At 62.6% G+C, this 23605-nt stretch carries 20 protein-coding genes; 2 read left to right on the top strand and 18 right to left on the bottom strand.

The window, feature by feature from the left end; translation table 11 throughout:
• Positions 1-175: 175 nt before the first annotated feature.
• Positions 176-499 carry a nitrite reductase (NAD(P)H) small subunit gene (nirD, locus tag C1896_13910; GenBank protein ID AZZ45895.1) on the bottom strand — a complete coding sequence of 108 codons (324 nt, stop codon included), beginning with the start codon at positions 497-499 and terminating at the stop codon, positions 176-178.
• Positions 500-553: 54 nt separating this feature from the next.
• Positions 554-3004 carry a nitrite reductase large subunit gene (locus C1896_13905; GenBank protein AZZ45894.1) on the bottom strand — a complete coding sequence of 817 codons (2451 nt, stop codon included), beginning with the start codon at positions 3002-3004 and terminating at the stop codon, positions 554-556.
• Positions 3005-3735: 731 nt separating this feature from the next.
• On the opposite strand from C1896_13905, the gene C1896_13900 reads away from it, so the two are divergent.
• On the top strand, positions 3736-4056 hold the full coding sequence (locus C1896_13900; protein AZZ45893.1) for a hypothetical protein: 321 nt from the start codon (positions 3736-3738) through the stop codon (positions 4054-4056).
• Positions 4057-4071: 15 nt separating this feature from the next.
• On the opposite strand, the gene C1896_13895 is transcribed toward C1896_13900, so the two are convergent.
• A complete protein-coding gene (locus C1896_13895; protein ID AZZ45892.1) occupies positions 4072-5745 on the bottom strand; it encodes a protein kinase in 1674 nt (557 codons plus the stop codon).
• Between the two features lie 79 nt (positions 5746-5824).
• A complete protein-coding gene (locus tag C1896_13890) occupies positions 5825-7036 on the bottom strand; it encodes a NarK family nitrate/nitrite MFS transporter (GenBank protein AZZ45891.1) in 1212 nt (403 codons plus the stop codon).
• A 343-nt stretch (positions 7037-7379) separates the two neighbouring features.
• Between C1896_13890 and C1896_13885 the strand changes: the two genes are divergently transcribed.
• The gene (locus C1896_13885) at positions 7380-8327 is read left to right on the top strand and encodes a phosphofructokinase (protein AZZ45890.1); all 948 of its coding nucleotides are present in this window, start codon (positions 7380-7382) and stop codon (positions 8325-8327) included.
• Here the strand turns inward: C1896_13885 and C1896_13880 are convergent.
• The 14 genes from C1896_13880 to C1896_13815 all read right to left on the bottom strand — a co-directional run bounded on the left by C1896_13880 (position 8320) and on the right by C1896_13815 (position 23426).
• Entirely contained in the window at positions 8320-8763 is a 444-nt protein-coding gene (locus C1896_13880) for a thioesterase (GenBank protein ID AZZ45889.1), read from the bottom strand. The genes C1896_13885 and C1896_13880 overlap by 8 nt on opposite strands.
• A gap of 130 nt (positions 8764-8893) precedes the next feature.
• Complete coding sequence (locus C1896_13875) at positions 8894-9589, bottom strand: hypothetical protein (GenBank protein ID AZZ45888.1); 696 nt, start codon at positions 9587-9589, stop codon at positions 8894-8896.
• A 2-nt stretch (positions 9590-9591) separates the two neighbouring features.
• Positions 9592-10785 carry a chemotaxis protein gene (locus C1896_13870; GenBank protein ID AZZ45887.1) on the bottom strand — a complete coding sequence of 398 codons (1194 nt, stop codon included), beginning with the start codon at positions 10783-10785 and terminating at the stop codon, positions 9592-9594.
• 58 nt (positions 10786-10843) lie between these two features.
• Positions 10844-11638 (bottom strand): bacitracin ABC transporter ATP-binding protein, encoded by a 795-nt coding sequence (locus tag C1896_13865; protein ID AZZ45886.1) that lies wholly within the window; start codon positions 11636-11638, stop codon positions 10844-10846.
• Positions 11639-11648: 10 nt separating this feature from the next.
• The gene (locus tag C1896_13860; protein ID AZZ45885.1) at positions 11649-12638 is read right to left on the bottom strand and encodes a nitrate ABC transporter permease; all 990 of its coding nucleotides are present in this window, start codon (positions 12636-12638) and stop codon (positions 11649-11651) included.
• 52 nt (positions 12639-12690) lie between these two features.
• The gene (locus C1896_13855; GenBank protein ID AZZ45884.1) at positions 12691-14064 is read right to left on the bottom strand and encodes a nitrate ABC transporter substrate-binding protein; all 1374 of its coding nucleotides are present in this window, start codon (positions 14062-14064) and stop codon (positions 12691-12693) included.
• Positions 14065-14648: 584 nt separating this feature from the next.
• Positions 14649-15227 (bottom strand): response regulator, encoded by a 579-nt coding sequence (locus tag C1896_13850; protein AZZ45883.1) that lies wholly within the window; start codon positions 15225-15227, stop codon positions 14649-14651.
• A gap of 14 nt (positions 15228-15241) precedes the next feature.
• Positions 15242-16462, bottom strand: coding sequence for a nitrate transporter (locus C1896_13845; protein ID AZZ47676.1), 1221 nt, complete (start codon positions 16460-16462; stop codon positions 15242-15244).
• A 187-nt stretch (positions 16463-16649) separates the two neighbouring features.
• Positions 16650-18272, bottom strand: a complete 1623-nt coding sequence (locus tag C1896_13840; protein ID AZZ45882.1) for a protein BatD — start codon at positions 18270-18272, stop codon at positions 16650-16652.
• Positions 18269-19996 carry a VWA domain-containing protein gene (locus C1896_13835; protein ID AZZ45881.1) on the bottom strand — a complete coding sequence of 576 codons (1728 nt, stop codon included), beginning with the start codon at positions 19994-19996 and terminating at the stop codon, positions 18269-18271. The genes C1896_13840 and C1896_13835 overlap by 4 nt, the downstream gene beginning before the upstream one ends.
• Positions 19993-21006, bottom strand: a complete 1014-nt coding sequence (locus C1896_13830; protein AZZ45880.1) for a VWA domain-containing protein — start codon at positions 21004-21006, stop codon at positions 19993-19995. The genes C1896_13835 and C1896_13830 overlap by 4 nt, the downstream gene beginning before the upstream one ends.
• Positions 20999-21499, bottom strand: a complete 501-nt coding sequence (locus tag C1896_13825) for a DUF4381 domain-containing protein (GenBank protein ID AZZ45879.1) — start codon at positions 21497-21499, stop codon at positions 20999-21001. Before C1896_13825 ends, C1896_13830 begins: the two co-directional genes overlap by 8 nt.
• On the bottom strand, positions 21496-22467 hold the full coding sequence (locus tag C1896_13820; protein AZZ45878.1) for a DUF58 domain-containing protein: 972 nt from the start codon (positions 22465-22467) through the stop codon (positions 21496-21498). Before C1896_13820 ends, C1896_13825 begins: the two co-directional genes overlap by 4 nt.
• A complete protein-coding gene (locus C1896_13815; protein AZZ45877.1) occupies positions 22467-23426 on the bottom strand; it encodes a MoxR family ATPase in 960 nt (319 codons plus the stop codon). The genes C1896_13820 and C1896_13815 overlap by 1 nt, the downstream gene beginning before the upstream one ends.
• Positions 23427-23605: the final 179 nt, after the last annotated feature.

Below are 23605 nucleotides of genomic sequence, written 5' to 3'. Positions count from 1 at the left end.
TAGGGTGGGCTTTAGCCCACCGTTATTTATTGGTACAGCGGTGCATCGTTGCCCGAGCTCGCGTCCTTCGGGGAAACCCTGCGGTGTTCGGGCCAGTTCATAGGGTGGGCTGAAGCCCACCCTACGATGTGTGCCGCCGTGCGGTCGGGTAGGGTGGGCCGGGCGGCGCTCCGCTTTAGCCACCTGTCTGGCTGTTAAGCGAAAGCAGCACGCGACCGTTCTCGATCCGCGCTTCGTGTCGATGCGCGCAACCCACATCCGGCGCCACGGCTTCGCCGCTGTCGAGATTGATCTGCCAGTTGTGCAGCGGGCAGGCGACCTGCTTGCCGAAGACGATGCCCTGGGACAGCGGGCCGCCCTTGTGCGGGCAGCGGTCGTCCAGTGCGAACACCTGATCGTCCGCAGTGCGGAAGACCGCGATGTCACCCTTCGGCCCGGCGACGATGCGCGCGCCAAGTGGGTTGATCTCATCCAGGGAGCAGATGTCGAACCATTTCATGGTTGTTTCCTCGCAATTCGGTTGATCAAGCAGCTTTCCGGTGGCGGCGAATCGTCACGCGGGCTCGATCTGGGCCAACTGGATGGTTTCGTATTCTTTCTTCAACGATTGCTCGGCGATGGCCTTCTTCCAGCCATCGCCCTCGAAACTCAGCGAGAACATCAGCCGCTGGGCCAGCGCCTTGCGCCGGGTTTCGTCTTCCAGAACTATTTTCTTGATGTATTCCAAGCCGACGCGCTGCATGTAGTGCACGGTGCGTTCGAGGTAGAAGCCTTCCTCGCGGTAGAGCTGGAGAAAGGCGAAGCTGTATTCGGCGACTTCCTCGGCGGTCTTGACCTTGACGAAAAACTCGCCGGCCTCGGTCTTGATGCCGCCGTTGCCACCGACGTACAGCTCCCAGCCGGAATCGACGCCGATGATGCCGACGTCCTTGATACCGGATTCGGCGCAGTTGCGCGGGCAGGCGGAGACGGCCAGCTTGACCTTGTGCGGCGAGTACATCCCGAACAGTGCCTTCTCCAGATCGATGCCCAGCCCGGTCGAATTCTGAGTGCCGAAACGGCAGAACTCCTTGCCGACGCAGGTCTTTACCGTGCGAATGGATTTGCCGTAGGCGTGGCCATCGGGCATGTCTAGGTCCTTCCAGACGTTTGGCAGGTCATCCTTCTTGATGCCCAGCAGGTCGATGCGCTGGCCGCCGGTGACCTTCACCATCGGCACCTGGTACTTGTCGGCGACGTCAGCGATGCGGCGCAGCTCGGCGGCATTGGTCACGCCGCCGAACATCCGCGGGACGACTGAATAGGTTCCGTCCTTCTGGATATTGGCGTGGGCGCGCTCGTTGATGAAGCGCGACTGTGGATCGTCCTTGGCTTCGCCGGGCCATGAAGAGATCAAGTAATAGTTCAGGGCCGGGCGGCAGGTGGCGCAGCCGTTGGGCGTGCGCCAGTTCAGATAGCTCATCACCGCCGGGATGCTGATCAGGTGTTCGTCGACAATGGCCTTGCGCACTTGGCCGTGGTTCAGGTCACTGCAGCCGCAGATGGCTTTTTCACTTTTCGGTTTCACGTCCGCAGCGCCGCCGACGGTACTCATCAGAATCTGTTCCACCAGCCCAGCGCAGGAGCCGCAGGAACTGGCGGCCTTGGTGTGCTTTTTCACATCGTCGACCGAGAACAGCCCGTGCTCCTGTATCGCCTTGACGATCTCGCCTTTGCACACGCCATTGCATCCGCAGACTTCCATGCTGTCGGGCATCGCCATGGCCTTGTTCTGGCCCTGGTGACCGGTGTCGCCGATGGCACCTTCGCCGAACATCAGGTGATCGCGGATTTCGCTGACGTTATGGCCTTCGCGCACCTGACGGAAGTACCAGCCACCGTCCGCGGTGTCGCCGTACAGGCAGGCCCCGACGAGGATGTTGTCCTTGATCACCAGCTTCTTGTACACGCCGCCGATGGGGTCGGAGAGGGTGATGGTTTCGGTGCCTTCGCCGCCGAGGAAATCGCCTGCGGAGAACAGGTCGATGCCGGTGACCTTCAGCTTGGTCGACGTCACCGATCCCAGGTAACGCGAGAAACCCAGCATTGCCAGATGGTTTGCGCAGACCTTGGCCTGCTCGAACAGCGGCGCCACCAGTCCGTAGGCGGTGCCGCGATGACTGGCGCATTCACCAACTGCATAGACACGCGGGTCGTAGGTTTGCAGGGTGTCATTGACCAGGATGCCGCGGTTGCAGGGAATTCCAGACTGTTCAGCGAGTTCGCTGTTGGGACGGATGCCAGCGGCCATCACCACCAGATCCGCGTCAATCACTTCGTCATCGGCGAAACGCACGGCTCGTACTCGGCCCTGATCGTTGCCGATCAGCTCGGCGGTCTGCTTCTGCATCTTGAAGTTGAGCCCACGGGCTTCCAGTGCCTGCTGCAGCAGGGTGCCGGCTGTCTTGTCGAGCTGACGCTCCATCGGCCATTCGCCGATATGCACTACGGTGACCTCCATGCCGCGCAGCTTCAGGCCATTGGCCGCTTCCAGTCCGAGCAAGCCACCGCCGATGACCACGGCGTGCTTGTGGGTCTTGGCGGTGTCCATCATCTTCTGGGTGTCAGCAATGTCGCGGTAGCCGATCACGCCGTCGAGCTGGTTGCCCGGGATCGGCAGGATGAAGGGGTTTGAGCCGGTGGCGATCAGCAGGCGGTCGTACTCGGCCTCGCTGCCGTCTTCGGCGATCACGCGGCGCTTGGCGCGGTCGATCTCGACCACCTTGCGGTTGAGCATCAGACGAATGTTGTTTTCGGCGTACCAGCTGAGATCGTTGAGCACGATTTCCTCGAAGGTCTGTTCGCCGGCCAATACGGGGGAAAGCAGGATGCGGTTGTAGTTCGGATGGGGCTCAGCACCGAACACCGTGATGTCGTAGAGCTCAGGGGCGAGCTTGAGCAACTCTTCAAGGGTGCGAACCCCGGCCATGCCATTGCCAATCATCACCAGCTTGAGTTTCTTCATGCTGTTCTCCGTGCCGGGCCGGCGCGCTGAATGCTGTCGGGCCATGCCGTTGAAATATCCAACAACGAAAAAGGCGTCCCACTGATCTCCCAGTGAGGACGCCTTTGTCCTTGTTTTCCGTATTCGGAGCCTGACCCTCCACGTTGAAGGTCCGGCTTGATGTAAGCCTGACAATGCAGAGGCTGTGCCAACCTGATCGCGGTTCAGCGGCTGGCCGCGGTCAGCCGTAGCGCGCATGTCGCCCTGCACAACGTCTTCGTCGCGCAGCCCAGCACTGACGGGCGCCTGGCACGGAGCGAACCGGTACAGGCGCACGTAATGCTGCGTTGTCTTATCGTTTCGCCAAGCCTGCGCAACCGGGCCGAAGCGACTTGCAGCTGCACCCCTATATAGCAAGCTGCGCAGTACTGGTGCGTCGGAGGACTGCTGCGAGTCTTTTTGGTGGGCTGAAGCCCACCCTACGCATTGAGGCCGTGTGTCGTGACGGCTTTCGGTGGTTGAGACCCGTAGGGTGGGCTTCAGCCCACCATCACGGAGGGATCCGCGGGCTGCATGGCGAAATTGACCGTTGACAGCCGCCGGCCCGCTTTTCTATTGTTTCGCCCATGCGCCGATTTAGTCAGCTACTTGCGGGGCGCCTGGAGCCAAGGCTTCGAAATACCGCTAAAGCGCTGGTTCGGTGTCGCCTCCCACCGCTGCCCAGCGGAATTTTCGAGGCGGGACTTCTCCCAATGAATGCACTGCAACGCGCCCCTCTACGTTTGGCCCCTATCACCAGTGGGCTGGTCCGCAGCAACCCGAAAATCCTCCTTGGCGGTAGCCATCAACCCTCGCTGTTGCGCTATCTCGACGGCTGGCCGAAGCGCTGGGGCAGGCCGCGTGCCTTTCAGGTTCAGTTCACCGGGGTCGATGAGTCGCTGGCGCACTTTGCATCGAACAGTTTCGATATGGCCGTGATCCAGGCGCCGAGCGCTGAACGTCTCGAAGACTGCGTGCGGCAACTGACGCGTGTGGCCCGGCAAGGTTTGATCGTCCGGCGCGTGTCGGTCTGATCGCAAGGTGATTGGTTAGCTGCCTTTCGCCAGCCAGACCAGCAGCATCATGTTCAGCAGCAGTGAAATCAGGGCCAGCCCACGCCAGACCTTCAGCGGTTCGCGTTCCAGCAGCGGTAGTGTTGCCGTGTTGCTGGCCAGCCGCTCCCCCTGTTCCAAGGTCAGCAGCCATTCTTCCGCGGTTTCGAAGCGCTGCGAGGGGTCAACCGCGACGGCGCGCCTGAGCATGTCATCCAGCCACTGGGGCAGATCAGGGCGATACCGGTTTGCTGGCACAGGGCTGCCGAAACGGGGCCGCTGGAAAGCCTCGACTTCGCCATAGGGAAAACGGCCGGTCAGCAGGAAGTAGAGGGTGACGCCTGCCGCATAGAGGTCCTGCTCCCGGCTCGGCGCTTCGCCGCTAAAGGCCTCGGGCGCGATGTAGCTTGGGGTGCCCGGAAGATGATGCGGCAGGTCTCGGGACAAACCTGGGCAATAGGCGAGGCCGAAATCCAGCAGGCGCAACTCGCCCTTGTCATCCAGATGCAGATTCTCGGGCTTGATATCGCGGTGCAGGATGTTGCGCCGGTGCAGCATGCCCAATGCTCGGACCAGGCATGGGGCCATCTGCAGCCAATCGGTCAGTGCCAGCGGGCCCTGCTGACAGAATTGCTGGGCGAGGGTCTGGCCACGGTATTCACGCTGCACGTAGTACAGGTGCTGGCGCTGCGGCAGTCCGTGGACTTCGGGAAAGGCACGACCTGCGACGCGGCGCAAAAACCACTCTTCCTGCAGCAGGGCTGGCCCGGCTTCGGGTTCATCGTCGCGGCTGGCCGGCAGCGTTTTCAGCAACCAGGGCTGACCCTGCTGATCGCTCACGCGGTAGACCAGTGACTGGCGCGATTCGGCCAGCAGCGAGTCGACGGTCCAGCCTTCGAACACCTGGCCGGGGCGTAGCTTGGGTGGCAACAGCCAATCTGCCAGCTGTGCGAGCGAATCGGCCAATGCCGCTTCCGGCAGTTCGTCGACCCGCAGCAGCAGGGCGCTGGCGTTGTCCTGGCTGCCGGTCTGGTGGGCTAGATGGACCAGCGCCCTAGCCACGCTGGTCAGATCAGGTTCGGCGCTGAGCACATTCCGGATATCGCCTTCGGTAATGCTGGCCCAGACACCATCACTCAGCAGCAAAAAGGATTCGCCGAGGCGCAGTTCGCCGTCGAGGTAATCCACCACCAGATGCTGGTCCAGGCCCATGGCACGCTTGAGCACGTGCTGCATGTTCGGCTGTTCCCACACGTGGTCCTCGCTGAGTCGCTGCAGCTCGCCATCGAGCCAGCGATAGGCGCGACAGTCGCCGACATGGGCGAGTGTGAAGCGACGGCCGCGCAGCACCAGTGCGGTCAGCGTGGTCAGCAGCGGCTGCCCGCCACCGTTGGCCTGCAGCCAGCGATTGTGGGCGACCAGCAGCCGGTCAAGGGACTGCGCGACAGTCCAGGTCTCCGGCGTGGCGTAGTAGTCGGTGGCCAACGCCTGCAAGGTGGCCCGAGCGGCAAGGCCGCCATCAGCGCACTGGCTGACGCCGTCAGCAATCGCGAACAGCGCACCCTTGCTCGCGGCGAGCCCCGGCGTTGGTGTGACGATCCGCAGCGCGTCCTGATTCTCCTCACGCGGGCCGGTTGCGGTGGCTTCGCCAAACGAGAGCTGCAACGGCATGAGGGACTACTCCAAAGGCACGCCAAGTGAACGGTAAAGGCAGGTCGGGGGGCCTGCCTTGTAGTCAGCGTATTCGAACTCAGACGCGTGCGGCGGTCATCGCAGCGGAACCCCAGGTGGTTCTCCAGCGACGCTTGACACCATAGAGCCCGAACCAGGCCAGCGCACCGAGGCTGGCGAACAGCCACAGGCCCATCTGGTAGTCACCGGTGGCCTGCTTGACGGCGCCCAGGCCTGCGGTGAGCAGGAAGCCGCCTATGCCACCGGCCATGCCGACCAGTCCGGTCATCACGCCAATTTCCTTGTTGAAGCGCTGCGGCACCAGTTGGAACACCGCGCCATTGCCAGCACCCAGGCTGAGCATGGCGACAACGAATAGCGCCAGCGCCGCCGTCGAGCTTGGCAGGTTGAAGCCAACCACGAACAGGCACGCCGCGGCGACGGTGTACATCACCAGCAGCGAGCGAATACCGCCGATGCGGTCCGCCAGTGCACCGCCCAACGGGCGCAGCAGGCTGCCGGCGAATACGCAGGCAGCCGTGTAATAACCGGCCTTGACCGGGTCGAAGGCGTACTGGTCGTGAAAGTAGCCGGGGAGGGTGCTGGCCAGGCCAAGGAAGCCGCCGAAGGTCACGCTGTAGAAGAACATGAACCACCAGCTGTCGCGATCGCCCAGTGCCTTCATGTAATCGGCGAAGGACTTCGGCGCAGGGCGGTTCGGCGCATTCTTGGCGAGCGAGGCAAAGATGATCAGCGTCAGCACCAGCGGAATCAGTGCCAGACCGAACACGTTGCTCCAGCCGAACATCGTGGCCAGTACCGGTGCGAACAGCGCCGCGAGCACCGTGCCGGAATTACCCGCTCCGGCGATACCCATTGCTTTGCCCTGATGCTGCGGCGGATACCACTGCGAGGCCAGGGGTAGCGCCACGGCGAACGAAGCGCCGGCCATGCCGAGGAACAGGCCGAGCAGCAGCGCTTGCTCATAGCTGTGAATGCCATGCAGCCAGGCGATGAACAAGGCGGCGATCACCACGACCTGGCCGAACAACCCTGCGGTCTTCGGTGAGGTGCGATCGGCCAGCATGCCCAGCACCAGTCTGAGCACGGCACCGGAGAGAATGGGTGTGGCGACCATGAAGGCACGCTGTTGCGTAGTCAGCCCCAGGTCGGCGGCGATCTGCACGCCCATGGGGCCGAGCACGTACCAGACCATGAAACTCAAGTCGAAATAGAGAAAGGCGGAGAACAGTGTCGGGGTGTGGCCGGCTTTCCAGAAACTGGTATTCATCGGGTAGGCTCCAGGCATTCATCTAGTGCAAAAGAGGCCGCCCCAGCTTCGAGGCGAAAACAAAAAGGCGCCGCAGCACGCCTGCCGGAGCAGGAATGTTGCGACGCCTTTGTCATAACGTGGAGACCGCCGTTGGCCTACCGTGCCGAGAGCCAAGCACCTAGCGTGCCAGTCTGCTGGCGGCCGCGTTTTACGTAGTAGTGATGCTGGGCACGCCCGCCCGGCCGGCGTCGGCTGCACAACCGTTGTGCGATGAGCGCCATTTCGGGGCAGTGCTTTGGTGAATGTCTTTACCCTCTCGGGGGCTGCTAGGCTTGGCCTGCAAAGCTTCGAGGAGTGATCGATGCCCGTTATTGCCACCCTGACCCTGAACCCGGCAATGGATCTGTCCGTCAGCACTACGCGGGTGACCAGCACCGAGAAGTTGCGCTGCTCGCTGCCGCGCCATGACCCGGGCGGCGGAGGGATCAACGTCGCGCGGGTGGTCGATACGCTGGGGGGCGATGCGGTGGCCATCTATCCCGCAGGCGGTCCGTTCGGTGATCTGCTCACGCGTGCGCTGGATCAGCTGGGCCTGGCGCACCGCCCCGTTCCGATCGTTGGCGACACGCGTGAAAGTTTCACGGTGGACGAGTTCGAGACTGGGCTGCAGTACCGTTTCGTGCTGCCTGGCCCTTCATTGTCCTCAGATGAGCTGACCCGCTGCCTCGACGCATTGGCCTCGCTGGATCCAGCGCCGAGGTATCTGGTGCTGAGCGGGAGCTTTCCGCCGGGTGTGACGCTTACGTTCTACGATGATCTGCTCAGACTGACGCGACGCATCGGTGCCAGGCTGGTCGTCGACCTGTCCGGCGAGCCCCTGGCATACGCTGCAGGCCGGGGCGGTGCATACCTGCTGAAACCGAGCCTCAACGAGCTGTCGACTCTGGTGGGTCGCGCGATCACGAGCGAAGTGGAACAGGAGCAAGCGCTACGCGGCCTGATGGCGAACGGTTGTGCGCAAATGATTGTGCTCTCGCTGGGCGCGGAAGGGGCGCTGGTGGCTTGCGGCGAGCAATTGCAGCGGCTGAGCTCGCCCCAGGTTCCGGTGGTCAGTGCGGTAGGCGCAGGCGACAGCATGCTCGGTGCCATCGTGCTGGCGCTCGCCGAAGGGAGCAGCTTGGACGAGGCTGTGCGCTACGGTATCGCCGCCGGGACCGCCACCGTGATGCGCCCCGGTACCGAGCTCTGCCATCGCGAGGATGTGCAGCGACTGCTGCAGCTCGGCGATGGCGAATGTTGGGCTAATTGATCCGGTTGACCCGCGGGAATTTGGTGGCAAATGCGTCAGGCATGGCGACGACACGGCTTTGCGAATAGTCGTAAAAAACGAAGCCGGATTTGGCCATGGCAATCAGGGTGCCATCGGCCGGCCGGGTAATACGGAAGGTGATGTCGCCACCGTACTTGTTGAAATCCATGACGCCGACCTCGAACAACAAGGCATCCCGTGCATGGGCTTCGGCTTTGTAGGTGGTGGCCAGGTCGGTGACGATAATTCCACCACCGTCCTTGTTGGTCTCGGCGATGCCATAGGCAAACAGGAAGCGCGCGCGGGCCTCTGAAATCATCGAGATCATCGAGTCGTTCGCCAGGTGGTTGCCGGCGTTGATATCGGTGATACGTACCGTCAGTTGGGTGGTGAAACAGAACTGGTCTTCTGGAAACTGCAGAGTCAGGCGGGCCATGGTGCTCTCGTGGGCTGGATGCGTGGCGCCGTTTCAGCGCAACGTGCGGGACGCGGATTGTACGCGTCCGCCGACCAGGCCCAAGTCCGACAATCGTCTCAAGAGGCCGCGCCCTTTGCTGTCATACCTATTAGGCGATGCTATGGCGAATACCCTGCAGGCGCTCATCAATAATCGGCGTGATCAACGCGTAGCATTCGGCCGGCGCGAGGTTGATTCGCGGCGCATTGATCAGGTTCTGCTCCAGGTGTTCGATGAGGCTGCTCAGCGTCTTGCCGCCAATCGGGTCGGCCAGTCGCTGGCACAGGTAGCGCATTTGGATCTGCATATCCAGCGGGCAGGTGTCGAAATTGGCCGCACGCACCGCGAGGCCGCGCAACCGGCCAAGGTCTTCCAGTGCGCGGCAGGCTTCGCATAGGCCGGTGACCTGTGGATTGCCCTGGTAGGCCAGGCGCAGCTCCAGTACGTGAATGCTCTCGAGCACCTGTTCGATGAGGATGCAGTGCGGCTCGAAGTCGGCCGGGTTCGGGCGAACCTGCTGCCACAGCGCGCGCATCGCGGGGCGGTTTTCGTCGCCATTCCATTCCTGCCAGAGCCGGTCGAGCCGGCCAGCCACTTCCAGGCGCTGCGTTGCTGCCGAGGCATCCCGTTGACCACCGAGGCCGCGATGCTTCTGGACGAACTGTAGAACTTCCAGCGCCTGCTGCAGCGCCTGGACGTCGGTGGTGCTGATTCGTTTGCGATGCCGCTCGGCCGCGACGCGGCTCAGATGGTTGCCAAGCAGGACTAGGCAGGCAGCCAGGGTCAGGGCAATTGATACTTCCATGGTCAGGCTTCCGTACGGCTGAGGCGGGTGAGATAGAGGGTCAGGCTGTGCAGTTCTTCGGCCTGGGCGCGCTGCTGATCGACGCCTGTTTCGACGTGCTCAAGCTGGACGCGAAGCAGGTGATTGCTGTTGCGCTGTTCATCAAGGGCCGCATGCAAATGGTCGAGTTCGGCGAGGCTCTGCTGACTGCGTCGCGCCAACTGATCGAGTTCGGTCGCCAGCGCGCTGCTCTGCTGGCCGCTTTGCTCGAGCAACTGCTGATGCTGAACGACCTCGACTTCCACACGGCGGACAGCAGCGCCTGTGGTTGCAACCACACGGGTGATGTCCTGAGCGGCCCGGTCGCTGGTCAGCGCCAACTGACGAACCTCGTCAGCGACGACTGCAAAGCCGCGGCCATGCTCGCCGGCGCGCGCGGCTTCGATCGAGGCATTCAAGGCGAGCAGCTGGGTTTGTTTGGCGACGTTCTGGATGCTTAACGCGGCGTTGCCCACCGCGGCGGTGTCCAGAAGCAGCTGGCCGACCGCATCGGCGGTGCGTTGCATGCTTTCGCGGACATCGCTCATCGAATGGCTGACAGTCAGAGCGCGGTCGCGACCGGCTTGGCTGTCACGATGGCTTTCGGCAAAGGCCTGCATGGCTTGCTGGCCCAGCGTGTCGACACGCGCGAGGTTGTCGCTCAGCGCTTTGCTGGCGTCACTGATTGCCAGGACGCGCTGACCCTGGTCGATGCTGCTGTGCTCGGCTGCCCCGGCCATGCGCTCCAGAGCATCACTGGCGAATTGCACCTCGCTGCGCAGACGTTCGCTGCGCAGCGACTGGGCACTGAAAGCGGCGACCAGATCCTCGCGCGGCTCGCTGAGGCGCTGTTGCCGGCCAAGCAGCCTCAACAGGTGGTCGCTATGACGCTGGCTTGCGCGCCGTTTGCGCTGCTGGCCGAGTTGCATGCCTCCGGCAACGCAACCGAGCGTCAGCGACAGCAGCGGCTGCTGCCAGAGGGCTGCGAGACAGGCGCCCGCCCAGGCGGCCAGCAGCAGCCAGTCCAGGTGCTGGTTTATCGCAGTGCCTGGCTCCGCTTTGAAGCCTTCTGTCGTCTGGCTGGTCCCGATCAATGCTCTGTCCATGTCGTTGATTCCGGTTCGATTTGCTGAGGGCTGTGCGAGCTCGAACTGAACTCGCTTCGCGAGCAACTTCATTGATACGAAAAGTGTCGGCGCGGCGCGCCATTCAAGGCAAAACTGAGCCGTGTGGCGGTCATGCCGCGGGCCGCTGCTGACGCTGGTAGAGGAACTCGAGGACTTGCGCGCGGTAAGCGTGGTACTGGGCGTCGTGTGCCAACGTCATGCGGTCGCGTGGATGCGGGAGCTCAACACGCAGGATGTCGCCGATGGTGGCCGAGGGGCCATTGGTCATCATCACGATACGGTCGGAGAGCAGGACGGCCTCGTCGACGTCGTGGGTGATCATGATCACTGTGTTACCGAGGTCGGCATGGATCTCCATCAGCGAGTCCTGCAGGTGCGCACGAGTCAGCGCGTCGAGCGCGCCGAAGGGCTCGTCCATCAGCAGCACCTTGGGTTGCATGGCCAGCGCGCGGGCGATGCCGATGCGCTGCTTCATGCCGCCGGAGATCTCGCTGGGGCGCTTGTCGCGGGCGTAGGTCATGTGCACCAGTTCGAGGTTGTGCTCGATCCAGTCGCGCATTTCACGTCTGTTCTTCTGGCCCTTGAAGACTTGGCGCACCGCCAGTTCGACGTTCTCATAGCAGGAAAGCCAGGGCAGCAAGCTGTGGTTCTGGAACACCACGGCGCGCTCCGGGCCGGGCTCGTTGACCTCTCGGCCGTCGAGGATCACGCCGCCGGTGGTGGCCTGATAGAGGCCAGCGACGATATTCAGCACCGTCGACTTGCCGCAGCCGGAGTGACCGATCAGCGAAACGAATTCGCCTTTGGCGATGCGCAGATTGACGTTCTGCAGGGCGCAGTAGAGGCCCTTGTCGGTGGGGAAGCTGATACCGACGCCGGTGAGTTCGAGATGGGTAGGGTTCATCGTGGTTTCCTCAGCGCAGGTCTGCGTTCTTGTCCCAGCTCACGCGGCGCTGGAGCATCAGCATGATGCGATCCAAGGCGAAGCCGATCAGGCCGATGACGATCACTGCGACCATGATCCGGCCGAGTGAGTTGGAGCTGCCGTTCTGGAACTCGTCCCAGATGAATTTGCCGAGGCCGGGGTTCTGCGCCAGCATTTCCGCAGCGATCAGCACCATCCAACCGGTTGCCAGCGACAGGCGCAGGCCGGTGAAGATCATCGGAATGGCAGCGGGCAGGACGATGCGACGCACGTGACTAAGTGGTGACAGACGCAGCACGCGGCTGACGTTCTGCAGATCCTTATCGAGGTTGGCGACGCCCACCGTGGTGTTGATCACCGTGGGCCACAGGCAGCACAGCGCGACGGTGATGGCCGAGGTGACGAAGGATTTCGCCACCAGCGGGTCGTCACTGACATAGACGGCGCTGACCACCATGGTCACCAGAGGCAGCCAGGCCAGCGGCGACACCGGCTTGAAGATCTGGATCAGCGGATTGACGGCGCTGTACACCGTCTTGCTCAGCCCGCAGACGATGCCCAGCGGCACGGCGATCAGCGAGGCAATGGCAAAGCCGGTCATCACCGTGTAGAGGCTGGTGAAGATCTGCTCGAAGAAGGTCGGCTTGCCGGTGTAAGAGCGAATCTTCACATCGGCGTCCGGGTTCTTCGCCAACTTGGCGGCGTTGCGTTCCTCTTGGCGCTGGTAGAAGGCATCGGCTTTCTCCCGCGATTGAAGATGCGCATCGACCAGCCCGTTGAACTGCTCGGCTACCTGGCTGGGCCCTGGAAACTGGCCGAGGCTAGTCTGGATATTGGTCGCCACCAGCTGCCAGAACAGCAGGAAGGCCAGAATGCCCACCAGCGGCATGATTACCTGCGGCAGCCAGCGCTTGAGCCGGGCCTGACGGCCGGCCTCGAGCGTTTGCTTGATGTTTTTTGCGACGGCTGGATTGCTCATCGACGTGTCCTCTCCGGGTATCGGGAGCCGCAACGGCTCCCTGGTGGCGGGGTCAGAGGGTGGTATCGCCTTTCAGGCCGATCGCGAACTGTTCGAGATAGGCGTTGGGCGTGTGGCCGTCGTAGGTGATGCCATCAATGGTGTCGGCCAGCGGCTCGCGGATGCCGTCTTCATCGGCTGCGGGAAAGTCGTCCGCAGTGAGTAGGCCATCCTCAATCAGCGCGGCGGCGGCTTCGCGGTAGATGTCGGGGCGATAGACCTGTTTGGCGGTCTCCAGATACCAGCTGTCCGGCTTGGCTTCGGCGATCTGGCCCCAGCGGCGCATCTGAGTCAGGTACCAGATGGCGTCGGAGTAGTAGGGGTAGGTGGCGTGGTAACGGAAGAAGACGTTGAAGTCCGGCACCTCGCGCTTGTCGCCTTTTTCGAACTCGAAGGTGCCGGTCATGGAATTGGCGATCACCTTGGCATCGGCACCGACGTACTCGGGCCGCGAGAGTATTTCCACTGCTTCCTGGCGGTTGGCGTTGTTGTCTTCATCGAGCCACTTGCCGGCTCGAATCAGCGCCTTGACCAGCCGTTTGTGAGTTTCCGGGTTGGCTTCGGCCCAGGCCTTGGAGACGCCGAAGACTTTTTCCGACATGTTCTTGCGGATCGCGTAATCGGCCACCACTGGTACACCGATACCCTTGAAAACCGCCTGCTGGTTCCACGGCTCGCCGACGCTGTAGCCATGGATGGTGCCGGCTTCCATGGTTGACGGCATCTGCGGCGGCGGCGTTACCGAGAGCAAGGCTTGGGCGTCGATCTGGCCGCTGATGTCGCCCTTGTTCGGTGCGTAGTAGCCGGGATGAATGCCGCCAGCGGCGAGCCAGTAGCGCAGCTCGTAATTGTGGGTGGAGACCGGGAACACCATGCCCAGGTTGAAGGACTTGCCGCTGGCGTTGAGCTGCTCGATCACCGGCTTCAACGCGTCGGCCTTGATCGGATGCTGCGGTTTGCCATCGACCATGGGCACGTTGGGTTTCATCTGCTCCCAGACGGCGTTAGACATCGTGATGGCATTGCCATTGAGGTCCATGGTGAAGGCCGTGATGATGTCGGCCTTGGTGCCAAAGCCGATGGTGGCGCCGATCGGCTGGCCGGAGAGCATGTGCGCGCCGTCCAGCTCACCGTCGATGACACGGTCCAGCAACACCTTCCAGTTGGCTTGAGCTTCGAGCGTGACATAGAGGCCCTCATCTTCGAAAAAGCCCTTTTCGTAGGCGATGGCCAGGGGCGCCATGTCAGTGAGCTTGATGAAGCCAAGCTTCAGCTCTTCTTTCTCCGGTTCGGCAGCCCAGGCGGTCATCGGTACCAATTGCAGCAGGGCAGAGCATCCGAGGCTGGCAACCAGTGTTTTCAGCAGCGTACGGCGAGTCTTGCGCATGATTCTTCCCTCAATCGCGAAACGAAAAAAAGGCGTAACGGACGCACCCTCTGCATGAGCAGAGCGAGCACCGTTGACGCCTTTGTCAATTCGTCCCGATCACCGCCGTTGGCGACCCGAAGACGTGGTAACAGAGGGTTTGCAAGGGGCAGGCCAGTTCGCGCGATACCGGGATTCAAGACGATGAAAAATCAAAAAGATCAATCAATACAATGATTTGCGTATCGATCCAGTCATGGGCGGCTTGCCGCCGTCTCGGCACGCTGCAACTCGGTTCGGCGCGATAGGCGTGCAGCCAGCGCACCCCTTGGCTCCGTTTTGGTTCGTTTGAACGGAGCGCAGGTGTGCTGCTCATCGAGGCGAAAAGTGGGCTTGGCTGTCTAGGCGTTGTTGCGGGGGCGAGGGCAGTGCGGTTCGGCCCAGAACCGCGTGGTTTGAGAAGCGAACAAATCCGTACGAGGGACGCTTAGTGCAAGCCTCAGCACTGGGCTCTTACCTGACACCCGGCATGGTGTTGCACGGCCGAATTTATTCGGCCATTTGGCTAGGCTAACGCTAGGAGAGGGCCGAAACGCCGCCGCAGGTTACTGCCCCAGCAGGTCGTTCATCGCAATGATCTGTTCAGCCACCTGAATCAGCTTTTGCTGGCGGCTCATGGCCTGGCGGCGCATCAGGGTGTAGGCCTCTTCCTCGTTGCAGCTGCGCATCTTCATCAGCATGCCCTTGGCGAGTTCGATGCGCTTGCGCTCGACCAGTTGCTGGTCGCGCGCGTGCAGTTGCGCACGGATCGCCTGGTCACTTTCGAAGCGGGCCATGGCCACGTCGAGGATCGGTTTCAGCCGCTGGGCCTGGATGCCTTCGACGATATAGGCGCTGACGCCGGCGCGGATGGCCTGGCGCATCGCGTTGGGGTTGTTGTCGTCGGTGAACATGACGATGGGTCGCGGCTGGTCACGGCTGACCATCACCACTTGTTCCATTACGTCGCGGCCGGGGGAGTCGGTGTCGATCAGCACCACATCCGGGCGAATCGCCTCGACCCGTTCGGGCAGGTCGATGGTCAGACCGGATTCCTCTATCACCTCGAATCCGGCTTCGATCAGAGCGCTGCGCAAGCGGCCGACCTTGCGCGGGGTATCGTCGATCAGGAGAACGCGAAGCATGACAGTCTCCCTTTTCAAGGCTTGGGGTGCAGTGCGGTGCCGGCCAGAGCATGCAACGCGAAGCTGCGTGCGTAACCCGCCGGATCGCTGCCATCCCAGCGACTGCCGTCCATGAGAATGGCGTTGCGCATGGGTGAGTCGGGCACAGGGATGTTCAAGGCAGTCGCCGCGTCACGGTAGAGGCTGGTCTGCTGCACGCTTTGCGCCACGGCGAGATAGTCCGGATCTTCACGCAGCAGGCCCCAACGGCGTAGCTGAGTCATGAACCAGAGGCCGTCGGAGTGGTAGGGCATGTTCACTTCGCCGTTGCCAAAGAAGCGCAGCGGGTGCTTGTCCAGCCAGGCATGGCCGAGGCCGTCTTCATATTGACCGAGAAAACGCGGCTCGATGGCCGCAACGGGCGCATCGACATAGTCGCTACCGGCGATCAGCTGTGCGGTGCTGCGGCGGTTTTCCTGGCTCTCGTCTATGAAACGGCTGGCCTCGAGGATGGCCATGACCAGCGCACGAGCGGTATTGGGGTACTGATCGACGAACTCTCGCGTGCAGCCGAGCACTTTTTCCGGATGGTCCGGCCAGATCGATTGGCTGGTCGCGATGGTGAAGCCCATGTCTTCTTCAATGGCCTGCGCCCCCCAAGGCTCGCCGGCGCAGAAACCATCGATGCGACGCGCCCGTAAATGGGCCACCATCAAGGACGGCGGCACCACCAGCGTGCGCACGTCGGCCAACGGGTGAATGCCGTAGGCGGCCAGCCAGTAGTAGAGCCAGAGTGCATGAGTACCGGTTGGAAATGTCTGCGCGAGGGTGAGTTTTGCACCACTCTGGCGCACGCATCTGCCGAGCGCATCGGGATCGGTCACGCCGGCGGCCTTCAGCTCACGGGAGAGGCTGATGCTCTGACCGTTTTGCGCCAGCCCCATCAGCACCGCCATGTCCTTCGGTGCACCGCCTCCGATGCCCAGATGCACGGCGTATATCAGCCCGTAAAGCCCATGAGCGGCATCCAGTTCGCCTTCGACGAGTTTGTCTCGCACGCTGGACCAGGAACTCTGCCGTTGCAGGTTGAGCGTGAGGCCGTAGGGCTGGGCAAAGCCCTGGGTGGCGGCGACGATCAATGATGCAGCATCGGTCAACGCCATGAAACCAAGGTTCACGACATGCTTTTCTGGCGCGTCGCTGCCGGCGACCCAGGCTTTGGCGTCAGGGCGGAGCGAAGGGGTGGGATCGGTCATGCTGAGGGGAACCTTTGCCATACGAAGCGCACACCGTCCGGAAGGGGTTCGGTGCGAGCCGGGATACCTGACTCAGGTTTAGCAAGCCACATGCCAAGCGCAGGACACGACGCGTCTATCTAGTCAGCGCACGAACCAGCGGCAGCGGCGAATGGACTGGCCGCCACCCCGGAACTGGGTCCCCAATTCAGCGCGGGTACAACGGCGGCAGTGCGCTGGCTTCCCGTTCTGCATCGCCAGCCTGTCTTGCCGGCAGGCTCTGAATGGCCTGCCACAAGGCTTCGCCTTGCCAGCGTTGACCGGTCTCGCTGTACAGCGCACCGTTCAGCCCGTCGAGTGCATCGGACAGCGGCTCGAAGCGCGCCGCCATATCGGCCAGCGTCTCGGGCTGCTGACGCGCCCAGGCATCAAGTGCATGGCGGGTAGCCTGGGTGTCATTGGCCAGGCAAGCCCGTTTCAGGTCATCGAGCAGGCTGCGCGGGGTCGGACCGGTCTGCACGGTGCGGATCACCGCAGGCTGGCTACGCGCATGCAGCCACAGGCCAAAACCGAGCAGGGTGGTCAGCGCCAGCAAGGCGCTGCTCAGCTGCCAGGGCCACAGCCGACGCGCTTCACGCTGTTCAGGCACGTCTGGTGCGTCGATGGCGGGCTGTTGAATGTTCGGGTTGTCGGCCACCAGCAGGTTCCGCCCAGGCAGAGTGCTGCGCTCCAGGCGATCCTCAAGGGTGTTCCACCAGACCACTTCAACGGGTGGGAGCTGGAAATCACCGGTGCGCGTCGCGACCAGGGCTTCGCGCTGCTCGCGACTGCCGCTGACGCCGTTGGCGGTGATTTCGTTGTTCAGGGTCGGCTGGTCGGGGTAGCTGCGCAGGCCTGGAACCTCGGTCGAACCGATGGGTGGCAGCTGGCTACTGGTCAATCCGTCGGCTTTCAGCAAAAGGCTGCGGGTCAGGGCTTCACCCAGTTGAGCCTCCGCCGGCTCCGGACTCCAGGCTTCGACCAGCGTCAGGCTTCGGGCAGGCAGCCAGGGGACGTCGGCGGGATACTCAGCTGGCTTGGCTTTGACCGTCAACGGAATGGTGGGAGATTTCACCTGGGTCGAACGCCCGAATCTGGAGCCGTACTGATCACCGGTCGCGGGTGCGACCGTGGTGGCGCTGAACAGCTGTGCGGGGATCGTCAGCTCGCCGCTCTTCTGCGGAAACAGCGCGTAGCGGATTTCGATCACGCCGTGGCGAACCCCATTGATGTCTTTTTCATAGGTGCGTGGTTCGCCCAGCCGCTCTACCAGCGCGTCGCTCATTTGCAGCGGGGACAAGGTGCTGTCGTCGTAGAGCGATACGGAATGGTAGATACGCAGGGTCAGCAACACCTGTGCCTGCACATAGGCCACTTCCTGATCGAGGCTGGCGTCGATGAAAATCGGAGCAAGAAGGTCGCTATTTCCGGCGCTGGGCTCGGTGACATGCAAGGTGATGGGTTCGCTACGGGCATCGCCAAGTTCCAGAGGGGGAATGACGACATAGCCGGTCTGCAGTGGCTGGAGCGTGACCTGCCATTGGGTTATCGCCTTCGCTTCGCCATTGGCGCCGGCAAGCTGGTTGCTCTGGCGAGTACCGGACACCTTGAAAAGCCCGTCGAGTGGCTGCAAGTCGGGCTTGCCAAAGGCGGTGCCGTCGGCCGTTTCCAGAGTGAGTTCGACCGTTTCGTCCAGGCTCAATTCGGTGCGGTCGACCCGAGCGAGCAAGGTGGCGGCGTTCGTCTGCAGGCCCAGCAGGAGCAGAAACACCAATGTCATCCAGCGCATCATCGATTCAATTCCTGCCGTTTGCGTTGTTCATAAAGAAACTTGCGCCTTAGCAGCTCGCCGGGATCGTCCGGAATCTTGCGCAGCCACTGGTCCATTGCCTGATCCTGCTCGGGATCGACGGGCACTTGCTGCGCTTGTGCGATCGGCTGGTCGGTCGCTTCTGAGTTGGACTCGGGAGGGGCCTCGTTCTGTGTTTCGCTCGACACCTCGCCCGCTTGGCTTGGCGGGGCCTGCGTCGTGGCTTGATCCGTCGAGGCAGGCGATGCGGCTGGCCCGTTGCTTCCGCGCGCCTGCTTGTGCTGGGCGGCTTCAGGTGGCCGTTCTTGCGGTGTCGACTCGTCGGGATTGGCTTCTTCCTGAGTCTGTTGCTGGTGTAGGGCTGCTTCGACTGCGGCTTTATTACGCCGCGCAACGTCCAGGCCGGGGTCCAGTTCCAAGGCTTGCTCATAAGCCTCGATGGCGGCTTTCAGCTCATCATTGCGTGCCAAGGCATTGCCGCGGTTGTAGTGGTCTGCTGCGGAGTCGCCCTGGCTGAATTGTTCGGCGGCGCCGGCAAAGTCTCCGGCCTGGTAGCGGGCATAGCCCTGCCACTGGTGATTTTTGAAGTGCTTCGCGGCTTCGTCTGGACGAGAAGACTCCAGCAGGCGCATGCCCTGCTGATCGGGGCGCAGCCAGAGGTCGTCAAAGCTTAGAGCGCTGGCAGGTTGCGGGACGAACAGGAAGAGTGGCAAGCAGAAAAGCCAGCCCCGTCGTCCGGCACAGGCTGCAAGCAACAATAGGGGCAGTAGCAGCCAGTAGCCTTGGTCATGCCAGGTGTCGAGCCGGGTGGTCTCGTCTTGGGCCACGAGCTTGCCGTTGCGTTCGAGTAAACCGAGGTTGCGCAGGTCCGCATCATCGACTCGAGCCTGCTGATAGCGCCCGCCGATACGGCTGGCAAAACGCCGCATGGCAGTTTCGTCCAGCCGAGGAATGATGATGGCGCCTTTATCATCTTTAAAGAAACTGCCGTCCTCACGGGGAATCGGAGCGCCCTGTTCGGTGCCGATGCCGAGCAGGAGCAGCGACTGATCGCTGTCTTCGAGCAGTTGCTCGATTGCTGTGCGTTCTGGCGCGCTCAGGCTGCTGCCGATCAGCAGCAAGCGGCCGCGGCCGTTGGCGCCCTGCTGGAGCAGTTCGATGCCTTGCATCACCGCCAGATCAGCGCGGTAACCAGGTTCGGGCATAAGGTCGGGTTTCAATGCATCCAGAAGGTTTTGCGTGGTGGCCATGTCGTTGGTCAGCGGCACCAAGGTGTGAGCGCTGCCGGCGAATACTACCACCGCCGTCTGCGCGTCCTGACGGGTCTGGAGCAAATCGATGATCTTGCGTTTGGCCTGCTCGAGCCGGCTTGGGCGCACATCGGTTGCCAACATGGCCGGGGTGGTCTCCAGCAAGATCACCAGCGGGTCCGTGCGTGACAGGCTGGGCTGCTCGACCTGTTGCCAGCTTGGCCCCAACAGCGCCAGACAGCTTAAAAGCCAGGCGGAGCCAAGCAGAAGCCAAGGGAGCTTGCTGTTACGCAGCTTGCCGCGGGTGAGCAGAACGCTATGAAAGGCTTCGGGCAACAGGCGCTGCCAGCGGCCTGTCTGGCGCTGTCGATGCCATAACCGCCACAACAGCCATATCGGTAGTGGCAATAGGATTAACCAGAACGGTCTGAGCAAATGCGGCAGAAGTTCGCTCATGATGGCGTGCTCCGCCGGCCGAGTTGACGCAGCGATAGCGGCCAGATGCTGCGCGCGACCAGCAGCCAGCTGAACAGCAGCGCGCCCCCCAGAGGCCAGGCATAGAGCGCAGTGGCCACGCGTGCCTGAGCCGGCTGTTGGGCTGCAGGTTCGAGTTGGTCGAGTGTGGTACCGACTGCTTCAAGTTCTTCATGCGTACGCGCTCGGAAATACTCGCCGCCGGTTTCATGGGCAATCGCGCGCAGGGTCGTTTCGTCCAGATCGCCGCCGGGGTTGAAACCGAAGCGATTAAGCGTGCTGTCACTCGCTTCTGCACCGATGCCGATGGTATGCACCTTGACGCCTGCCGCCGCGGCGAGGCGAGCTGCGAGCAAGGGGTCGACTTCGCCACCGTTATTTGCGCCGTCGGTAATCAGCACCAACACGCGACTTTTCGCTGGCCGTTCGCGCAGGCGCTTGACGGCTAGGCCGATGGCGTCGCCGAGGGCAGTGTTGTTCCCGGCGATGCCGATCACAGCCTCATCGAGCCAGGTGCGTACCGTTTGCCGGTCGAAGGTCAGTGGTGCCTGCAGGTAGGCCTTGCTGCCGAATAGGATCAGCCCGACGCGGTCGCCGCGCCGCTCGGCAATGAAGTCACCGAGCAGGTGTTTGACCAGTTCCAGCCGGCTGACCTCTTCGCCTTGCCATTGCATGTCCGGGTAGTCCATGGACCCGGACACGTCGACCGCGAGCAATAGGTCGCGACCATTGGTGGGAAGCGGCAGCGGTTCGCCAAGCCATTGTGGCCGCGCGGCCGCGAATACCAGCAGAAGCCAAATGAGCAGATAGGGTAGCTGCTGTCGCCAGGCGGGCAGGGCGATGGCGGCCCGGCGGCCGGCAAGGGCTTCCAGTTCGGCCAGAAAACCAACCTTCAGCGCCGCGTCGCCGCTTTCGGATACTGGCAAAAGCCAGCGCAACAGCCAGGGCAGTGGCAACAGGAGCCAGACCCACGGCCAGGCCAGCTCAAACATGCTTGCGAATCCAGATCTGCACGGACTGCTCTAGGCCTTGGATGGCCTTGTCGTCCAGCCGGCACTCGGCGCGGTAAGTGCCTTCAACCAACACCATCCAGCGCGTCAATCCGGCCGCTGGACACCGATTGTCAAGAAACGCCAGCCAGGCACGACCGCTCAACGTATGTGGATGATCGTCCGGATAGCGTATCCGACACAGGCGTTTGAGCAGCGCATTGAGTTGCTGCAGCCAGTGGCTGGCTGGTTGGCCATTGTAGGGCTTGTCCAACTGGGCAAGTTCCAGCAGTGCAATCTGGCGCTGAGGGTCGAGGGGTTGTTCGTGTTGGGTCAAATCGCCTCGTTTCCCGCGCTGGAGTCGCTTCCAGGGTCGGAATTTCAGCAGAAGAACAACGCTGAGCAGCAGGGCGGCGAGGAACCACCAGCCGGCCGCCAGCGGCCACCAGCTTACAGCCGCTGGGGTAATGAGGGGTTCAAGCTCAAGGGTGCTCATCGGGGCGCGCCTTTATGCTGCCCGATGAGGTGCTCGCGCATCTGCTCAACTAGTTCACGCGAGGTATTCAGCGGCATTAACGGCAGGCGTAAACGGTCAGCCAGACGTTTCCAGCGCGCACTGCGCGCTTCGCCTTGCAGTCGGTAGGTATGTCGCAGCGCGGCGTCATGGGTGTCCAGCTCCAGCCGAGCGCCGAACTGCGCAAAACGCAACAGCCCGGCTGCCGGTAACGCATGATCGAGTGGGTCACAGACCGGGATCAGCAGCAGGTCGACATGCCGCGCAAGCAAGGTCATCTGCTGTTCCGCGGCATCGCTCAGGGCGCGTTCGTCACAGATGATGACCGCCAGGCTACCCGGACGTAGCACTTCGCGTGCTCGCCTGAGGGCCAGGCCAAAGGCCTCGGGGTCATCGGGCTGGTCGGCTTCTAGACTGGCATTGGCGCGGGCCAGGCGGTCCAACAGTTGCAGCAGGCTCTGCTTGCTGCGCCGGGGTTTGATTTCTTGCTGTTCGCCGCGCCCGAAGACGAGACCGCCGACGCGGTCGTTGTGACTTAGCGCGGCCCAACCCACCAGGCTGGCGGCCTGGGCAACCACCACTGATTTGAAGGCCCGCTCGCTACCGAAGAACAACCGTGGACTTTGTTCTACGAGCAGATAGATGGGTCGTTCGCGTTCTTCATGAAACAGCTTGGTATGCGGCTCCTGCGTGCGTGCAGTGACTCGCCAGTCAATGGTGCGGACATCATCACCGGCCTGGTAGATGCGCACCTGATCGAAATCTACCCCACGCCCGCGCAGCTTCGAGTGGTGCAGGCCGACCAACTGGCTGCGCCGATGCGGGCTGGTAAACAAGGGCACTTCACGGACGCGATGACGCATGTCGATCAGCTCGGCAAGGCTCACCCGGATCCCATCGTCGGGCTTCGTAGGCGGCGACCTGTCGTCGGCGGACCGCGAGGGTTGCATCAGGCCACCGCGACCACGTCGAGGATGCGCTGCAGGACGCGATCCTGATCGATACCGGCGGCTTCCGCTTCGAACGAAAGGATCAAGCGATGACGCAACACATCGAACAGCACGGCCTGAATGTCTTCAGGGCTGACGAAGTCCCGGCCAGCCAGCCAGGCGTGGGCGCGTGCACAGCGATCCAGCGAGATCGAACCGCGCGGGCTGGAGCCGTAAGCGATCCAGCCAGCCAGCTCTGCGTCGAACTTCGCGGGGGTGCGCGTCGCCATGACCAGCTGCACCAGGTATTCCTCCACCGCGTCGGCCATGTACAGGCCAAGGATTTCCTTGCGCGCGGCAAAAATTGCCTGCTGAGACACTCGGTGCTCGGGCGCGGTTTCGCCATTGATTGCTTCACCGCGCGCCTGTTGCAGGATGCGTCGTTCCACCGAAGCGTCGGGAAAGCCCAACTTAACGTGCAGCAGGAAACGGTCCAGCTGCGCTTCGGGCAGAGGATAGGTGCCTTCCTGTTCGATGGGGTTCTGTGTGGCCATCACCAGAAAGAGTGGCGACAGGTCGTAGGTGCTGCGGCCGACGCTGACCTGCCGCTCGGCCATGGCTTCGAGCAGCGCCGACTGGACCTTCGCAGGCGCTCGGTTGATTTCATCCGCCAGCACCAGGTTGTGAAAGATGGGGCCCTGCTGAAATACGAAACTGCCGGTTTCCGGCCGGTAGATCTCGGTACCGGTGATGTCGGCAGGGAGCAGATCCGGCGTGAACTGGATGCGATGGAATTCCGCTTCGAGGCCACCTGCAAGCTCTTTGATCGCCCGCGTCTTAGCCAGTCCCGGGGCGCCTTCGACGAGCATGTGGCCATCAGCCAGCAAGGCGATCAGCAGACGCTCGATCAGCCGTTCCTGACCAAGAATCTGAGTTGAAAGAAAGTGTCGCAATGCGACTATGGCTTCACGGTGGTCCATCGCTTGGCTCTTCTGCAGGGGCGTGTCGGGGCGGGCGCTCGACCGGCACGACTTTAATTCATTAGCGAGGGGCCGGCTATGCGCGGCTCGGCAAGTTCGTCACACCAGATCAGCCAGTGGTCTGCACTGGCCGGCGCCGTGCATTGTTCGTCATGCGCCTGAATTAAATGTGACTGCTG

It is taken from the genome of Pseudomonadaceae bacterium SI-3 (genome assembly GCA_004010935.1).
Lineage (GTDB): Bacteria > Pseudomonadota > Gammaproteobacteria > Pseudomonadales > Pseudomonadaceae > Stutzerimonas.
Note: the sequence above shows the minus strand (reverse complement) of the source record. Positions and strands in the feature narration are given on the sequence as shown.

What these genes read in the sequence shown, in the direction of transcription:
- nirD (AZZ45895.1), bottom strand. Translation starts at nt 499, where the DNA reads ATGAAATGGTTCGACATCTGCTCCCTGGATGAGATCAACCCACTTGGC.
- C1896_13905 (AZZ45894.1), bottom strand. Translation starts at nt 3,004, where the DNA reads ATGAAGAAACTCAAGCTGGTGATGATTGGCAATGGCATGGCCGGGGTT.
- C1896_13900 (AZZ45893.1), top strand. Translation starts at nt 3,736, where the DNA reads ATGAATGCACTGCAACGCGCCCCTCTACGTTTGGCCCCTATCACCAGT.
- C1896_13895 (AZZ45892.1), bottom strand. Translation starts at nt 5,745, where the DNA reads ATGCCGTTGCAGCTCTCGTTTGGCGAAGCCACCGCAACCGGCCCGCGT.
- C1896_13890 (AZZ45891.1), bottom strand. Translation starts at nt 7,036, where the DNA reads ATGAATACCAGTTTCTGGAAAGCCGGCCACACCCCGACACTGTTCTCC.
- C1896_13885 (AZZ45890.1), top strand. Translation starts at nt 7,380, where the DNA reads ATGCCCGTTATTGCCACCCTGACCCTGAACCCGGCAATGGATCTGTCC.
- C1896_13880 (AZZ45889.1), bottom strand. Translation starts at nt 8,763, where the DNA reads ATGGCCCGCCTGACTCTGCAGTTTCCAGAAGACCAGTTCTGTTTCACC.
- C1896_13875 (AZZ45888.1), bottom strand. Translation starts at nt 9,589, where the DNA reads ATGGAAGTATCAATTGCCCTGACCCTGGCTGCCTGCCTAGTCCTGCTT.
- C1896_13870 (AZZ45887.1), bottom strand. Translation starts at nt 10,785, where the DNA reads ATGAAGTTGCTCGCGAAGCGAGTTCAGTTCGAGCTCGCACAGCCCTCA.
- C1896_13865 (AZZ45886.1), bottom strand. Translation starts at nt 11,638, where the DNA reads ATGAACCCTACCCATCTCGAACTCACCGGCGTCGGTATCAGCTTCCCC.
- C1896_13860 (AZZ45885.1), bottom strand. Translation starts at nt 12,638, where the DNA reads ATGAGCAATCCAGCCGTCGCAAAAAACATCAAGCAAACGCTCGAGGCC.
- C1896_13855 (AZZ45884.1), bottom strand. Translation starts at nt 14,064, where the DNA reads ATGCGCAAGACTCGCCGTACGCTGCTGAAAACACTGGTTGCCAGCCTC.
- C1896_13850 (AZZ45883.1), bottom strand. Translation starts at nt 15,227, where the DNA reads ATGCTTCGCGTTCTCCTGATCGACGATACCCCGCGCAAGGTCGGCCGC.
- C1896_13845 (AZZ47676.1), bottom strand. Translation starts at nt 16,462, where the DNA reads ATGACCGATCCCACCCCTTCGCTCCGCCCTGACGCCAAAGCCTGGGTC.
- C1896_13840 (AZZ45882.1), bottom strand. Translation starts at nt 18,272, where the DNA reads ATGATGCGCTGGATGACATTGGTGTTTCTGCTCCTGCTGGGCCTGCAG.
- C1896_13835 (AZZ45881.1), bottom strand. Translation starts at nt 19,996, where the DNA reads ATGAGCGAACTTCTGCCGCATTTGCTCAGACCGTTCTGGTTAATCCTA.
- C1896_13830 (AZZ45880.1), bottom strand. Translation starts at nt 21,006, where the DNA reads ATGTTTGAGCTGGCCTGGCCGTGGGTCTGGCTCCTGTTGCCACTGCCC.
- C1896_13825 (AZZ45879.1), bottom strand. Translation starts at nt 21,499, where the DNA reads ATGAGCACCCTTGAGCTTGAACCCCTCATTACCCCAGCGGCTGTAAGC.
- C1896_13820 (AZZ45878.1), bottom strand. Translation starts at nt 22,467, where the DNA reads ATGCAACCCTCGCGGTCCGCCGACGACAGGTCGCCGCCTACGAAGCCC.
- C1896_13815 (AZZ45877.1), bottom strand. Translation starts at nt 23,426, where the DNA reads ATGGACCACCGTGAAGCCATAGTCGCATTGCGACACTTTCTTTCAACT.